The organism is Pseudomonas sp. GW821-FHT11D10, assembly GCF_058808435.1.
The window spans coordinates 393,679-407,687 of the sequence record NZ_JBXARR010000001.1; the positions used below are offsets into that span (position 1 = coordinate 393,679).

Below are 14,009 nucleotides of genomic sequence, written 5' to 3' on the forward strand. Positions count from 1 at the left end.
TGTGAAGGGGATGGAGATTTCACTGTAGACCCGACCAATAGTCAGCACCACCGCCATTCCCGCAAGAGAGGTCTATCCTAGGCGGAGCCCTTTTTTGTGCCTACGGTGACCCGCGATGATCAATCTGGCCACGGCCCATCTGCTCACGGACTACAAGACCTGGGCCAATCAGCGTCTGTTCGACAGCCTGCAAGCGCTGCCGGCGGGGGAGACGACGAGGCAGCGCAAGACGGTTTTCAAGAACATGATCGGCACGCTGAACCACATCTACGTGGTCGACCGGATCTGGCAAGCGCACCTCGAAGGGCGCGAGCACGGTTTCACGACGTCCCATGATCTGGTGCACGCCGACCTCGGCGAGTTGCGCCAGGCTCAGCAGGAAGTCGACGGCTGGTACCGCAACTGGAGCGCGCAGCAGACCGAAGCCTCGCTGAACCGCTTGATCGACTTCAAATTCGTGTCCGGCGATGGCGGCACCATGAATGCCGGGGCGATCCTGATGCACGTGATCAACCACAACAACTACCACCGTGGCTGGGTGGTGCAGATGTATTTCGAGATCCCGCAGATGCCGCCGATGACCGACCTGCCGGTGTACCTGCGCGAGGTCGATCCGGGGTTCAAGCCGATCAGTGCGCCTGCGGTGGAAGAGGCGCCGACATGTGATGGGCAATCAGCGAGCGCAGCCAGCGTTCCGCCGGATCGTTGTCGTTGACTCCGTTCCAGACCATCGACAGCTCCGAAGGCACGATGTCGAACGGCGGGTCGTCGGCGCGCAACACGCTGCTGCCTTCGACCAGCGCGCAGGCGGCGAAGTCCGGCACGGTGGCGAGCATGTCGGTGCCGGCCAGAATCGCCCGCAGTGGAGCGAATTGCGGCACCGCCAATACCACGCGACGCGATCGATTGATCCGCGCCAGATCGTTATCGATGGCACCGCCCAGATCCCCGGAAAACGACACCAGCGCATGGGGTCGTTCGCAGTACTCGTCGAGGGTCAGTACGCCGGGACGGTCGTCGCCACGCAGGATCTTGCAGCGCAGGTCCCGCAGCTTTTTGCGTTTGGCGTTGGCCGGCAACTCGGTGGTGTAGCTGACGCCGACGGAAATTTCCCCGGACGCCAGCATCGACGACATCAGCAGGAAATTCACCCGGCGAATCACCACCACCACGTCCGGCGCCTCTTCGCGCAATTGCTTGAGCAGCGGCGGCAGTAGGCCGAACTCGGCGTCGTCCGACAGACCGATGCGAAACACGTCGCGGCTGCTCAGCGGGTCGAAATCCTTGGCCCGGCTGACCGCGCCGGAGATGGTGTCCATCGCCGGCTGCAATTCCTTGAGGATCGCCAGCGCCCGCTGGGTCGGCTCCAGCACGCGGCCGTTGCGCACCAGCAACGGGTCGTCGAACAGGTCGCGCAGTTTCGCCAGTGAAGCACTGACGGCGGGCTGGCCGAGGAACAGTTTTTCCCCGGCGCGGGTCAGGTTCTTTTCGAACATCAGGGTTTCGAAAATCACCAACAGGTTCATGTCCACGCGACGCAGGTCATTGCGGTTCATGCCGGAAGACTCGCTGGTTTTTTGAGTCTTCTCAGTAAAGCAGCAAAGTCTTGGGCTGTCGGGTCACTGGGCGGGATCGACCCCGGTCAATACCTTGCGAAACGTTTCCACCAGCGGTCGCAGGTTGATCCGGTGCCACGCCGCCCACAACGGCGTGGTGAACGCCAGCCACGGCACTTCCCGCAGCACCACGCCCGGCGGTGCATTGTGGCTCAGGCCTTTCTGGATCATCGCGATCCCCAGCCCCGAGGCCACCAGCCCCAACGCGGTAAACGGCTCGGTGGCCTGCATCCGTACATCCGGGGTGAAACCTGCACGGATGCAGGCGCTGACGAACTCATCGTCAGCGCCTTGGCGTGGCTGCACGCCGATCCATTCCTGATCGGCCAGATCCGCCGGGGTCAGCGATGGCAGTTGGTTCAGCGGGTGATGTTCGGGCAGCGCCAGCAGCATCGGGTCGTCCAGCACCTGAAAGCCCAGCAGATCCGGGTCGTCGATCGTCGGCGGCTCACTGACCAGCGCGATATCGAGGCTACGCTGACGCAGGCCTTCGAGTTGTTCGGCGGAGCTTAAGTTGTACAGCGCGACATGCACGTTGGGCCGATCGACCCGCAGCACACGCAGGGCATTGGGCAAGACCCCGGCGTGCATCGCGTTTTCGATGTAGCCGATGCACAGGCCGCCTTCTTCGCCACGGCCCAGGCGTTTGCCGAGGGATTCCAGGCGATTGGCGTGGGTCAGCAGGGCGCGGGTTTCGGCGAGAAAGGTCTGGCCGTCGCGGGTCAGGCGGATGCGCTGCTGGCTGCGTTCGAACAGGGTCAGGCCCAGGCGTTCTTCGAGCTGGGCGATCTGCCGGCTCAAAGGCGACTGGGAAATGTGCAGGCGCTCGGCGGCGCGGCCGACGTGTTCTTCCTCGGCGACGGCGACGAAGTAGCGCAATTGGCGGATGTCGATCATGTCAGACCTTCAGAGACTCAAGTGCTGCGGATTATGTCTTGGACGGTCTGAGTGGCGCAATCTAGGATCTGCTCAACGGTCAACACCGACCACGGACTACGAGGACAGCATTATGAGCTTGAAAGACAAACTCCCCGGCCAACTCGGCTTCGGCACCGCGCCACTGGGCAACATGTTCCGCGCCATTCCTGAAGAGGAAGCGCAAGCCACCGTGCACGCGGCGTGGGAGGCCGGCGTGCGTTACTTCGACACCGCGCCGTTCTACGGCTCGGGCCTTTCGGAAATCCGCCTCGGCGAAGCACTGTCCCGCTACAAGCGCGACGACTATGTGCTCAGCACCAAGGTTGGCCGGGTGATTCTCGATGAAGTCGAAGACGCCGCCGCCCGGGATCTGGGTGAGAAAAGCGGGGTGTTCGAGCACGGTCGCCCGAACAAGATCGTCAACGACTACAGCGCCGACGCCACCTTGCGTTCGATCGAAGACAGCCTCAAGCGTCTGAAAACCGATCGCCTCGACATCGTCTGGGTCCATGACATCGCTCAGGATTTCTACGGTGATCAATGGCTCGAGTACTTCAACCAGGCCCGTACCGGCGCCTTCAAAGTCCTGACCCGCCTGCGTGAAGAAGGCGTGATCAAGGGCTGGGGCCTGGGCGTGAACAAGGTCGAGCCGTGCGAGTTGACGCTGGACCTGACCGAGGCGCAGCCTGACGGCTTCCTGTTGGCCGGCCGCTACACCTTGCTCGATCACGACCGCGCCCTGCAGCGCTTGATGGATTCGGCGCGGGCGCAGAACGTTGAAATCGTGGTCGGCGGCCCCTACAGCTCGGGGATCCTGGCCGGCGGTGCGCACTTCGAATACCAGAAAGCCAGTCCTGAAATCGTTGCCAAGGTCGAGCAGATCAAACGCATCGCCGCAGCCCACGGCGTCGATGTCAAAGCGGCTGCACTACAATTCTCGCTGGCCAATCCGGCCGTGGCGGCAGTGATTCCCGGTGCGAGCAAACCGGGGCGTATCGCTGAAGATGTGGCGGCGCTGTCGGCGGTCATTCCGGCCGGTTTCTGGCAGGCCATGCGTGAAGCGAAACTGGTGTCCGAACGTGCACCATTACCCATCGACGAGGTGAAAGCATGAAGATCGATCTGAGCGGAAAACTGGCGATTGTCAGCGGCAGCACGGCGGGCATCGGTTTGGGCATCAGCCAGTCGCTGGCCGAGGCGGGCGCCACGGTGGTGGTGATCGGTCGCGACTCGGCCAAGGTCGAACAGGCGCTGGCGAGCATCCGAGACAAGGTGCCGGGCGCGCAACTGCGCGGTCTGACGGCAGATCTGGGCACGGCCGAAGGCGCGCAGAAACTGTTCGCCGCCGAACCGAAAGCCGACATCCTGGTGAACAACCTCGGCATCTACAACGCGGTGGATTTCTTCGACGCGCCGGACGATGAGTGGACGCGCTTCTATGAGATCAACGTGATCTCCGGCGTGCGCCTGTCGCGGCATTACGTACCGGCGATGGTCGAGCAGGGCTGGGGCCGGGTGATCTTCCTGTCTTCGGAATCCGGCGTGGCCACCCCGGCCGACATGATCAACTACGGCGTGACCAAAAGCGCCAACCTCGCGGTGTCCCATGGCCTGGCCAAACGCCTGGCGGGCACCGGGGTTACGGTCAACGCGATCCTGCCGGGGCCGACCTTCACCGACGGTGTCGAGGAAATGCTCAAGGATGCCGCCGCCGAATCTGGCCGCAGTCTGCGTGACGAAGCCGACGCCTTTGTGCGCCGGGCCCGTCCGAGCTCGATCATCCAGCGCGTAGCGGATGTCGAAGAAGTCGCGCACCTGGTCACCTACATCGCTTCACCGCTGTCCTCGGCCACCACCGGCGCCGCTTTGCGGGTCGATGGCGGCGTGGTCGACAGCCTGACTATCTGAATTCATCGAGAGAGACTTTTTATTTATGGCAACAGCATCAGCAACGATCGACATCCCGGCTTCGGCCGATCAGGTCTGGCAATTGATTGGCGGCTTCAACACCTTGCCGGACTGGCTGCCGTTCATTCCCAACAGCGAACTGAGCGAAGGCGGGCGCGTGCGCACTTTGCAAACCGCTGACGGTGGCGTGGTGGTCGAGCGTCTGGAAACTTTCGATAACGCGGGCAAAACCTACAGCTATTCGATTCTGCAGGCACCGTTTCCGGCCACCGATTATCTGGCGACGATTCGTGTTGAAGCCCAGGGGCAGGGCGCGAAGGTGACGTGGTCGGGACGCTTCACGGCCAAGGGCGTGAGCGATGAGGAAGTGGTGGCGCTGTTCAGCGGCATCTATCAGGGCGGCCTCGAGGCACTGCGCGCCAACTACCCAGCTTAAGTTGATCGCTGATCGTTCCCACGCGGCGTGGGAACGATCTCTTCAAGACTGTGAAATCAGGCTCTGCCGACAATCCAGCACCAGCTTCGCCCCACCCAGATCACTGCGTCCCACCTCAAGGCTGAACCCGTGCAGGTTGACGATCGCCGCGACGATCGACAGCCCCAGGCCAAAGCCATTCTGCAGTTGCCCGCCCTCGGCGCGATAGAAACGCTGGAACACCGCCTCCCGCTCGGATTCGGGAATGCCAGGCCCGGAGTCATGCACTTCGATCCGCGTATGCCCCGCATCATTGACCCCGCGCAACACCACCGTGCCACCGGCCGGGGTGAACTTGATCGAGTTGCTCAACAGGTTCGCCAGCGCTTCAAACAGCAACGCTCGATCACCGTTCAGCATCGGCAGGGTTTCCGGCATGTTCAGCTCGAAACGCAACTCGTCGTCTTCGGCCAGCGGCAGATAGAACTCGTGCAATTCCTGCAGCAACAACACCGGATCGAGCTCGACAAACCCCGAGCGCCGCTGACGATCTTCCAGCTCGGAAATCCTCAGCAACCCGCGAAACCGCGCCATCAGCGTATCGGCCTCGGCCAGCACCAGATCCAGTTGCGCCGCTTCCGGCGAGCCTTCGCCGGCCTGTTGCTGCATGCGATACAACTGCGCGCGCAAACGGGTCAGCGGGGTGCGCAGGTCATGGGCGATGTTGTCGCACACGCCTTTGACTTCATTCATCAAGCGCTCGATGCGATCGAGCATGGCGTTGACGATGGCGGCGAGCATGTCCAGCTCATCGCGGCGATTGGACAGGGGCAAACGGTGAGTCAGGTCGCCGGCGACAATCGACTGGGCGCTGGCCTGGATCGCCCGGATCCGCCGCAGCGGCCGCCGACGCAGCAAATGCCAGCCGATGATTCCCGGCACAATCGTCAGCGATACGCCCCAGAGCAACGCATGCAGAATGATTTTCGTCACCGCGAACAGCGAGCCGTTGTCGCGCAACAGCACCAGCCAGCGTCCGTCGCGGGTCGGGGTGGCTACCGCGTCGCAACTGTCGTTGGGCAGGGTCGGGTCGTCGGAGTCGGCGCATTCGCTGAGCATGTGGATCTTGCCATCGAGCGGCAGACCCTCGGGGATCTTCTGCAACGCGCCGCCGAGGTAGCGATGCTGGGCGTCGAACAGGCCGTAGGCGTCGATGCCGCGAATGTCGAAGGTCATGCTGGCGGCGAGGGCCTCTTCCAGTTGATCGCCGCGAAAATGCTTGAACAGGTGCTGACGTTGCATCAGCGAGTGCTTGGCCAGGTTGTCGAGGTAACCGGAAACCTCGAAGTACATGACCCCCATGAGGATCGCACTCCAGGCCACGAACAACGAACTGTACAGCGCCAGCAAGCGGCTGCTGGAAGAGCGCCAACCGTCAGACGGGTTCGGCAATGACATAACCCGAGCCTCGCACCGTGCGGATCAGCGGGACATTGCCCGGCGGGTCGATCTTCTTGCGCAGACGGCCGATGTGCACGTCGATCAGGTTGGTGCCGGGGTCGAAGTGATAGCCCCAGACCTCTTCGAAAATCATCATCCGCGACAGGATCTGGCCGCTGTTGCGCATCAGAAATTCCAGCAATTTGTACTCGGTCGGCAGCAGCGTCAGCACCTGCTCGGCGCGGCGGGCTTCGTGGCTGATCAGGTCAAGTTGCAGATCCGCCACCTGCAACGTGGTCGGCTGGGCGCCGTTGCTGTTCTGCCGACGCAGCAATACTTCGACTCGCGCGGCCATTTCGTCGGTGGCGAACGGTTTGGTCAGGTAGTCATCGCCGCCGGCGCGCAAGCCACGCACACGCTCGTCGACGTCAGAGAGGGCGCTGATCATCAGGATCGGCGTGGCCACGCCCATGGTGCGCAGCGTGGTGACGATGGCTAGGCCATCGAGTTCCGGCAGCATGCGGTCGAGGGTGATCAGGTCGTAGTTGCCGCTGACGGCGCGGTCCAGGCCTTCACGGCCGTTGTCGACCCAGTCCACGTCGAGGCCGTGGCTGCTCAGTTCGGCGACAATTTCCCGGGCGGTCACGGCGTCGTCTTCGATGGTCAGGATGCGAGTCATGGTGGGCCTGCTGGTCTGTTCAAACGCAATGGCAGCATTTTGCCAAGATTTTGCGCGGGCGCTTTAAATTAACTTTCATGTTTTAGCCGTCATTAGTCGCCGTCGCCGAATTATTTTGTGAAACGTCGATATCATCTGGCCACATTTTTCAAGGAGTGAAGCCGTGAGCCGGTTGATTCGTGGTGGCTGGATGCCGATGGCCGGGATGTTGCTGGCGCTGCTGAGCGCTTCGGCACTGGCCGCCAACACCCCGTGTTCCGGGAAGAAGGGCGGCATCGCTCGCTGCGACGGCGATCTGTTCCTGTGCAATGACGGCTCCATCAGCGGCTCGAAGAAGAGCTGCGCCGCCATGTTCGGCATCCGCGAACAGGCGAGGCCGCAACAATTTCTGCAAAGCAGTGACGGTTGTAATTGCGGCACCGGCTCGTTCTGCACCGGGCCGCGCGGCGGCGTGTATTGCCTGACGCCGAGTGGCAAGAAAAGCTACAAACGCAAATGACCGGGCTTTTGTGCCAATGCATAAAACCCGCTGTTATCGACCCGTTGTTGCAAATTGCATGGTCCTAGGAAGTTCAGACTTTTTAACCGATTGAATCCAAACGATTTATTTAATGTTGGCGACTGGCACGGTCACTGCAATTCCTCTGATGACGAGTTGTAACACCATTTTTCATGCCTGGAGCACTACAACAATGAATAGATCCTCTGATGGGTTTTATCCTGCCTACGAAGGAGAGTCGAGCAACGTCTCGGGCGTGTCCTGGGGCGCGATCTTCGCAGGGGCTGCCGCTGCAGCGGCACTGTCGCTGATTCTGGTGCTGTTGGGCTTCGGTCTGGGCTTCTCCGCCGTTTCACCGTGGGCCGGAGAGGGCGTCAGCGCCAAGGGCCTGGGCATTTCAACGATCATCTGGCTGGCCGCCACACAAATCATCGCCTCGGGACTGGGTGGCTACATCGCCGGTCGCCTGCGGGTGAAATGGGCCAACATGCACGGTGACGAGGTGTACTTCCGCGACACCGCCCATGGCTTCCTCGCCTGGTGTGTGGCGACGCTGGTCACCGCGACGCTGGTGGTCGGTTCGGTCAGCAGCATTGTCAGCGGTGGTGTGCAGGCCGGTGCAAGTGTTGCCGGTGGCGCAGCCAGTGCGATGACCCAAGCAGCCGGCACCGCAGCGGCCAACACTGACAGCGATCAGTACGGCTACTTCGTCGACAGCCTGTTCCGCGACGATCGTCCCGCCGCCGTCAGCGATGACGCCGCCCGTGGCACCGTGACCCGGATCTTCGCCCAGAGCCTGGCCAACGGTCAGCTCAGCGCCGAAGACCGTACCTACCTCGCCCAACTGGTTGCCCAGCGTACCAACCTGACCCAGGCCGACGCCGAACGTCGGGTCGATGAAATCTACGCCCGCACCCAGAAGGCAATCGCCGACGCCAAAGTGAAAGCCCAACAAGCCGCCGACACTGCCGCCAAAGTCGCTGCCTGGACCTCGCTGTGGATGTTCATCGCGCTGCTGGCCGGTGCGTTCTTCGCCAGTCTCTCGGCCACCTTCGGCGGTCGCCGTCGGGATGCGGTCGAGTACGTCGAAGTCGAAACCTACACCACGACCACGCTGCCGCCAGTCCGTTAATCAAGGAGAACCACCATGCGCTCACTACTGCTGTTTTTCCTCGGTGTTCCAATCCCGATCATCATCCTGATCGCCCTGTTCGTGCACTGATTCCTTGAGGCACATGCCTTGGCCGCTTCCACCTTCGGGTTGAAGCGGCTTTTTGCTTTCTGCGCGGGGCCGAAGGCACAGAACCGACCAGTCATTTCCATGGCCTGGATCAATATTCGTCGGCGCAATATCCCCTACCGTGAAATTTCCAGGCCCTTGCCGCTGGATCGACTACATTGCTTGCGCGCACTTTGCTGCGCGAGCGGAACCAACCTGCCGGCCCGATAGAGAGCGATAACCCCCACGAGCCGGCGAGGTGTAGTGCAGCAAGGAGCTGTTTCAACCTCACCTGAACTTTTCACGGATGATCATTGCAATGCACTGCCTAGAAAGAACCTTCGATATCCAGCCTTTGGCGCAGGCGGATATGACTGTCCACATCAACGGCCAGCCGGTCACCGCCGCCATCGGCGAAACCGTGCTCAGCGTCATTCAGTCCCTCGGCGTGCGCCAGGTCGCGCGCAACGATCACAACCAGATCAGCGGTGCCTATTGCGGCATGGGCGTGTGCCAGTGCTGTCTGGTGAAAATCAACGGCCGGCACAAGCGCCGCGCCTGCCAGACCGTGGTGCGCGAGGGCATGCTGATTGAAACCCAGGCCAACCGTATTCACGGGCAGGAGGTGGTATGAGCCTGCATCCGGTGATCGTCGGCGGTGGCCCGGCGGGAATGGCCGCGGCCATCGAACTGGCCCTGCACGGGGTGCGCTGCACCTTGCTCGAAGAGGCCTCGCGTTTGGGTGGCGTGGTCTATCGCGGGCCGCTGCGTGATGGCGTGCAGCTCGACTACCTGGGGCCGCGCTATTCCGAGGCGTTGGGCAAACTGCACGGTGATTTCCAGGAGCAGTCCGGGCTGATCGACGTACGCCTCAACCACCGCGTGGTCGGCGCCGAAGGCACGCGCTCGCTGGTGGTGCTGGACGGCGACGAGCGTCTGCACGAAATCGAATACCCGCAGTTGCTGCTGGCTGCAGGTTGCCACGAACGCAGCGTGCCGTTTCCCGGCTGGACGCTGCCCGGTGTGATCATGCTCGGTGGCCTGCAATTGCAGATCAAAAGCGGCGTAGTCAAACCGCAGGGGCCGGTGGTGATTGCCGGCACAGGGCCGTTGTTGCCGCTGGTGGCGACCCAACTGCACGCGTCGGGCGTGAGTGTGGCCGGGGTCTACGAGGCCTGCGCATTCGGCAAGATCGCCAAGGAAAGCCTGGCACTGCTGAACAAGCCGCAACTGTTCCTCGACGGCTTGAGCATGCTCGCCTACCTGAAACTGCACGGCATCCCGATGAACTACGGCTGGGGCGTGGTCGAAGCGCACGGCGAAGGCGAGCTGAAAAGCGTCAGCGTGGCGCCGTACTCGGCGACGTGGGAGCCGGACATGAGCCGCGTCGAACGCTTCGAAGCGAAGACCCTCGCGGTCGGCTACGGCTTCATCCCGCGCACGCAACTGAGTCAGCAGATGGGCCTGGATCACGGCTTCAGCGACGACGGTTACCTGCGCGCCAACGCCAATATCTGGCAGCAAAGCAGCGAGCCCCATGTGCATCTGGCCGGTGACATGGGCGGGATTCGCGGCGGTGAAGCGGCGATGCTGGCCGGCAAGATCGCCGCCACCTCGATTCTGCTGCAACGCGGTGTGCTCGAAGAGGAACTGGCGCGGGTCCGTCGCGACCGTTATCTGGGCAAACTGAAAGCCATCGTACGTTTCCGCGCGGCGGTGGATCGCTACACCGAACGCGGCGTCGGGCAGACCGCATTGCCGGCGGCCGACACGGTGATTTGCCGCTGCGAACACGCGACCCGCGCCGACATCGATCGGGCGCTGGAGCAGGGCGTGCAAGACATCGCCAGCCTGAAAATGCGCACCCGCGTAAGCATGGGCGACTGCCAGGGGCGGATGTGCGTCGGCTATTGCAGCGACCGCTTGCGACAGGCTACCGGGCGCAAGGATGTCGGCTGGCTGCGGCCGCGTTTCCCGATCGATCCGATTCCTTTTTCCGCGTTCCAGTCCCTCGGCACGGAGGCCGTTTCCCATGAGTAAGTTCTATGACGTGGTCATCGCCGGCGGCGGTGTGATCGGCGCGTCCATCGCCTATCAACTGTCCAAGCGCAAAGGCCTCAAGGTTGCGCTGATCGACGCCAAGCGCCCGGGCAACGCGACCCGCGCCTCGGCCGGTGGTTTGTGGGCGATTGGTGAGTCGGTGGGATTGGGTTGCGGGGTGATTTTCTTCCGCATGATGTCGGCCAATCGCAAGCGCGAAACCCAGGGCGCGGCGGTGGCGGTGGACTCCAGCACGCCGCACATCCTGCCGCCGTCGTTCTTCGATTTTGCCTTGCAGTCCAACGCGCTGTACCCGGCGTTGCACCGGGAACTGCGCGACAACCACGGGATGGATTTCAAGTTCGAAAAGACCGGGCTCAAGTTCGTGATTTATGACGATGAAGACCGGTTGTACGCCGAGCACATCGTCGGCTGCATCCCGCACCTGGCCGATCAGGTGCGCTGGCTCGATCAGGCGGCATTGCGCGAGTCCGAGCCGAGCGTCAGCCATGAAGCGCGCGGGGCGCTGGAGTTTCTCTGCGACCACCAGGTCAGCCCGTTCCGCCTGGCCGACGCCTACACCGAAGGCGCCCGGCAGAATGGCGTGGACATGTACGTCAACACCAACATCACCGGCGTGCTGCATCACGGGACGCGGGTGACCGGTGTGCAAACGGCCGAAGCCGGGGTGTTTCACTGCAAGACCCTGATCAACGCTGCTGGCGCCTGGGCGGCGGATTTGAGCGAGTGGGCCACGGGCATCCGGATTCCGGTGAAACCGGTGAAAGGCCAGATCCTGCTCACCGAGCGCCTGCCAAAAATCCTCAACGGTTGCCTGACCACCAGCGATTGCTACATGGCACAGAAGGACAACGGCGAGATCCTGATCGGCAGCACCACCGAGGACAAGGGCTTCGACGTCACCACCACCTGGCCGGAAATCGCCGGGCTGGTGCAGGGCGCGGTGCGTTGTTTGCCGGAACTGGCGGACATCAACCTCAAGCGCACCTGGGCCGGGCTGCGGCCGGGCTCGCCGGATGAGTTGCCGATTCTCGGGCCGATGGCCGGGGTGGAAGGTTATCTGAACGCCTGCGGGCACTTCCGAACCGGGGTGCTGACGTCGGCGATTACCGGGGTGTTGCTGGACAAACTGGTCAACGATGAACCGCTGCCGCTGGACATCACGCCGTTTCTGGCGGATCGGTTTGAAGTGGCGCCGGCCAAAGAAGAGAGGGAGCTGGAGATAGCCTGAACCTGCTGGCTGTGATCGTTCCCACGTCGAACCGTCCGCGTGGGAATGCAGCCCGGGACGCTCCGCGTCCCTTCCAAAGCTGGAACGCGGAGCGTCCCTTGAGGCGTTCCCACGCAGAGCGTGGGAACGATCAGGGTCAGGCGTTCAGTGCGCGTGGACTCAGGACTTGCCCGATTGTTCTTCCAGTTGATCCGACTCGAACAACCGGGCCAGTTCCGCCCGCGCTTCCTGAGCGGTCTGCAGGACTTTGGCCGCGTCGTCGTACACCGCGTGCTGAGCCTCGAGCACCTGTTCGTCGTGATGCTTGAAGCGCTTGATCCGTGCATCGGCCTGGGCCTGGGTCAAGCCAAGGCCAACCAGTGTGCGGCGGCTCATTTCCAGGCTTGAGTAATAGGTCTCCCGGATCGGATCGGCCCCCACATCCACCAACCGATGAACATGCTGCCGGTTACGCGCCCGGGCGATGATTTTCATGTGCGGGTAGAGTTTGCGCACGATCTCGGCGGTCTTGATGTTGGTTTCCGGATCATCCGTGGCAATCACGAAATACTCCGCCTCACCGACCTTGGCCGCGCTGAGGATTTCCGGACGCATCGGGTCACCGTAGAACACCGGTACGCCACCGAAACTGCGCGACAGTTCGATGGTTTCCACCGAAGTATCCAGCGCCACGAACTTGATGTTCTGTGCCCGCAGAATCCGCGCCACGATCTGACCCATCCGGCCCATGCCGGCAATCACCACCCGTGGGGTTTCGGTTTCGATCTGGCGGAATTTCTCCGGCACTTCCACCGGCTGCACTTTCGGGCTGACCAATCGTGCGCAGATCAGCAGCAACAACGGCGTGACCGCCATCGACAGGGTGATGGTCAGCACCAGCAGGTCATACAGACGCGGTTCGAACAGACCTTGATCGCGGCCGATCTTGAACACCACAAACGCGAATTCACCACCCGCCGCCAGCACGATGCCGAGGCGAATCGCGCTGACCTTGTTCAATCCACCGGCCAGACGCCCGACCACAAACAGCAGCGGCAACTTCAGGGCGATCAGCAACAGCGTCAGCCCCAGCACCGTGATCGGCGCGCTGAGCAGCAGACTGAGGTTGGCGCCCATGCCGACGCTGATGAAAAACAGCCCCAGCAGCAAACCTTTGAACGGCTCGATCTGCGCTTCCAGTTCATGGCGATATTCAGAATCCGCCAGCAGCAGGCCGGCGAGAAACGCGCCCAGCGCCATCGACACACCGACCATGTCCATCAGCCACGCCGTGCCGATCACCACCAGCAACGCGGTGGCGGTGGAGACTTCCGGCAGACCGGTTTTCGCCACCACGCGGAACACCGGGCGCAACAGATAGCGTCCGCCGACCACCACCACCGCAATACCGCCGAGCACCTGCAGACTGTGACGCACATCGTCGGCGGTGCTGGTGTGGTGATCGACGCCCGCGAGCATCGGCACCAGCGCGATCAGCGGAATCGCGGCGATGTCCTGGAACAGCAGAATCGCAAAAGCCAGACGACCGTGTGGGCTGGTCAGTTCCTTGCGCTCGGCGAGGCTTTGCAGGCCAAACGCGGTGGACGACAGCGCCAGGCCAAGCCCAAGCACAATCGCGCTGTTCAGCGGCTGGCCGAACACCGACAACGCCAGCACACCGATCACCGAACCGGTCAGTAGCACCTGCGCCAGACCCACGCCGAACACCGATTTGCGCATCACCCACAAACGTCGCGGCGACAGCTCCAGACCGATGATGAACAGTAACAACACCACGCCCAGTTCCGAGATATGGCTGACACTTTGCGGATTGCCGATCAGGCCCAGCACCGACGGGCCGATGATCACCCCGGCAAACAGATAACCGAGCACCGCGCCCAGTTGCAGGCGCTTGGCCAGGGGAACGGTGAGCACGGCGGCCAAGAGAAAGACGACGGCGGCTTGCAACAGATTGCCTTCATGGGGCATGAGCGGAACTCCAGTAACGCGGTACGGCGGGGGGCGACAAGGATAAAGGCTGAAA

14 protein-coding genes are annotated in these 14,009 nt (G+C 62.6%); 9 read left to right on the forward strand and 5 right to left on the reverse strand.

The window, feature by feature from the left end; genetic code table 11:
- Positions 1-115 precede the first annotated feature (115 nt).
- Complete coding sequence (locus tag AC1RT4_RS01930; RefSeq protein ID WP_493083177.1) at positions 116-715, forward strand: DinB family protein; 600 nt, start codon at positions 116-118, stop codon at positions 713-715.
- Here the strand turns inward: AC1RT4_RS01930 and AC1RT4_RS01935 are convergent.
- Together AC1RT4_RS01935 and AC1RT4_RS01940 are read right to left on the reverse strand one after the other, a co-directional pair.
- Positions 630-1,556: a LysR substrate-binding domain-containing protein gene (locus tag AC1RT4_RS01935; RefSeq protein ID WP_493083179.1), complete on the reverse strand. Its 927-nt coding sequence runs from the start codon at positions 1,554-1,556 to the stop codon at positions 630-632. The genes AC1RT4_RS01930 and AC1RT4_RS01935 overlap by 86 nt on opposite strands.
- Positions 1,557-1,619: 63 nt before the next feature.
- Positions 1,620-2,513, reverse strand: coding sequence for a LysR substrate-binding domain-containing protein (locus AC1RT4_RS01940; RefSeq protein WP_085602637.1), 894 nt, complete (start codon positions 2,511-2,513; stop codon positions 1,620-1,622).
- 112 nt (positions 2,514-2,625) lie between these two features.
- Here AC1RT4_RS01940 and AC1RT4_RS01945 point away from each other — a divergent pair, with 112 nt between their 5' ends.
- Genes AC1RT4_RS01945 through AC1RT4_RS01955 form a run of 3 tightly spaced genes read left to right on the forward strand, consistent with a single transcriptional unit; the run spans position 2,626 to position 4,878 of the window.
- A complete protein-coding gene (locus AC1RT4_RS01945) occupies positions 2,626-3,648 on the forward strand; it encodes an aldo/keto reductase (RefSeq protein ID WP_210709800.1) in 1,023 nt (340 codons plus the stop codon).
- Positions 3,645-4,442, forward strand: a complete 798-nt coding sequence (locus AC1RT4_RS01950) for an SDR family NAD(P)-dependent oxidoreductase (protein WP_273897564.1) — start codon at positions 3,645-3,647, stop codon at positions 4,440-4,442. Before AC1RT4_RS01945 ends, AC1RT4_RS01950 begins: the two co-directional genes overlap by 4 nt.
- A gap of 25 nt (positions 4,443-4,467) precedes the next feature.
- On the forward strand, positions 4,468-4,878 hold the full coding sequence (locus AC1RT4_RS01955) for an SRPBCC family protein (protein WP_064597619.1): 411 nt from the start codon (positions 4,468-4,470) through the stop codon (positions 4,876-4,878).
- Between the two features lie 42 nt (positions 4,879-4,920).
- Here the strand turns inward: AC1RT4_RS01955 and AC1RT4_RS01960 are convergent, their stop codons facing one another.
- Entirely contained in the window at positions 4,921-6,315 is a 1,395-nt protein-coding gene (locus AC1RT4_RS01960) for a sensor histidine kinase (RefSeq protein WP_493083184.1), read from the reverse strand.
- Positions 6,293-6,976 carry a response regulator transcription factor gene (locus tag AC1RT4_RS01965; RefSeq protein ID WP_007952956.1) on the reverse strand — a complete coding sequence of 228 codons (684 nt, stop codon included), beginning with the start codon at positions 6,974-6,976 and terminating at the stop codon, positions 6,293-6,295. The genes AC1RT4_RS01960 and AC1RT4_RS01965 overlap by 23 nt, the downstream gene beginning before the upstream one ends.
- A 190-nt stretch (positions 6,977-7,166) precedes the next feature.
- On the opposite strand from AC1RT4_RS01965, the gene AC1RT4_RS01970 reads away from it, so the two are divergent.
- From AC1RT4_RS01970 to hcnC, 5 genes are all read left to right on the forward strand, one after another.
- Positions 7,167-7,475, forward strand: coding sequence for a YdcA family protein (locus AC1RT4_RS01970; protein WP_493084429.1), 309 nt, complete (start codon positions 7,167-7,169; stop codon positions 7,473-7,475).
- Positions 7,476-7,668: 193 nt separating this feature from the next.
- The gene (locus AC1RT4_RS01975; RefSeq protein WP_085667552.1) at positions 7,669-8,607 is read left to right on the forward strand and encodes a hypothetical protein; all 939 of its coding nucleotides are present in this window, start codon (positions 7,669-7,671) and stop codon (positions 8,605-8,607) included.
- Positions 8,608-9,013: 406 nt separating this feature from the next.
- A complete protein-coding gene (hcnA, locus tag AC1RT4_RS01980; protein ID WP_045121701.1) occupies positions 9,014-9,328 on the forward strand; it encodes a cyanide-forming glycine dehydrogenase subunit HcnA in 315 nt (104 codons plus the stop codon).
- Entirely contained in the window at positions 9,325-10,734 is a 1,410-nt protein-coding gene (gene hcnB, locus AC1RT4_RS01985; protein ID WP_085602652.1) for a cyanide-forming glycine dehydrogenase subunit HcnB, read from the forward strand. The genes hcnA and hcnB overlap by 4 nt, the downstream gene beginning before the upstream one ends.
- Positions 10,727-11,986: a cyanide-forming glycine dehydrogenase subunit HcnC gene (gene hcnC, locus AC1RT4_RS01990; protein ID WP_134023230.1), complete on the forward strand. Its 1,260-nt coding sequence runs from the start codon at positions 10,727-10,729 to the stop codon at positions 11,984-11,986. The genes hcnB and hcnC overlap by 8 nt, the downstream gene beginning before the upstream one ends.
- Positions 11,987-12,145: 159 nt before the next feature.
- Here the strand turns inward: hcnC and AC1RT4_RS01995 are convergent, their stop codons facing one another.
- A complete protein-coding gene (locus AC1RT4_RS01995; RefSeq protein ID WP_007952948.1) occupies positions 12,146-13,954 on the reverse strand; it encodes a monovalent cation:proton antiporter-2 (CPA2) family protein in 1,809 nt (602 codons plus the stop codon).
- Positions 13,955-14,009: the final 55 nt, after the last annotated feature.

Bases quoted from the DNA above. Each gene is read 5' to 3' on its own strand.
- AC1RT4_RS01930 (WP_493083177.1), top strand. From the start codon at position 116: ATGATCAATCTGGCCACGGCCCATCTGCTCACGGACTACAAGACCTGG.
- AC1RT4_RS01935 (WP_493083179.1), bottom strand. From the start codon at position 1,556: ATGAACCGCAATGACCTGCGTCGCGTGGACATGAACCTGTTGGTGATT.
- AC1RT4_RS01940 (WP_085602637.1), bottom strand. From the start codon at position 2,513: ATGATCGACATCCGCCAATTGCGCTACTTCGTCGCCGTCGCCGAGGAA.
- AC1RT4_RS01945 (WP_210709800.1), top strand. From the start codon at position 2,626: ATGAGCTTGAAAGACAAACTCCCCGGCCAACTCGGCTTCGGCACCGCG.
- AC1RT4_RS01950 (WP_273897564.1), top strand. From the start codon at position 3,645: ATGAAGATCGATCTGAGCGGAAAACTGGCGATTGTCAGCGGCAGCACG.
- AC1RT4_RS01955 (WP_064597619.1), top strand. From the start codon at position 4,468: ATGGCAACAGCATCAGCAACGATCGACATCCCGGCTTCGGCCGATCAG.
- AC1RT4_RS01960 (WP_493083184.1), bottom strand. From the start codon at position 6,315: ATGTCATTGCCGAACCCGTCTGACGGTTGGCGCTCTTCCAGCAGCCGC.
- AC1RT4_RS01965 (WP_007952956.1), bottom strand. From the start codon at position 6,976: ATGACTCGCATCCTGACCATCGAAGACGACGCCGTGACCGCCCGGGAA.
- AC1RT4_RS01970 (WP_493084429.1), top strand. From the start codon at position 7,167: ATGCCGATGGCCGGGATGTTGCTGGCGCTGCTGAGCGCTTCGGCACTG.
- AC1RT4_RS01975 (WP_085667552.1), top strand. From the start codon at position 7,669: ATGAATAGATCCTCTGATGGGTTTTATCCTGCCTACGAAGGAGAGTCG.
- hcnA (WP_045121701.1), top strand. From the start codon at position 9,014: ATGCACTGCCTAGAAAGAACCTTCGATATCCAGCCTTTGGCGCAGGCG.
- hcnB (WP_085602652.1), top strand. From the start codon at position 9,325: ATGAGCCTGCATCCGGTGATCGTCGGCGGTGGCCCGGCGGGAATGGCC.
- hcnC (WP_134023230.1), top strand. From the start codon at position 10,727: ATGAGTAAGTTCTATGACGTGGTCATCGCCGGCGGCGGTGTGATCGGC.
- AC1RT4_RS01995 (WP_007952948.1), bottom strand. From the start codon at position 13,954: ATGCCCCATGAAGGCAATCTGTTGCAAGCCGCCGTCGTCTTTCTCTTG.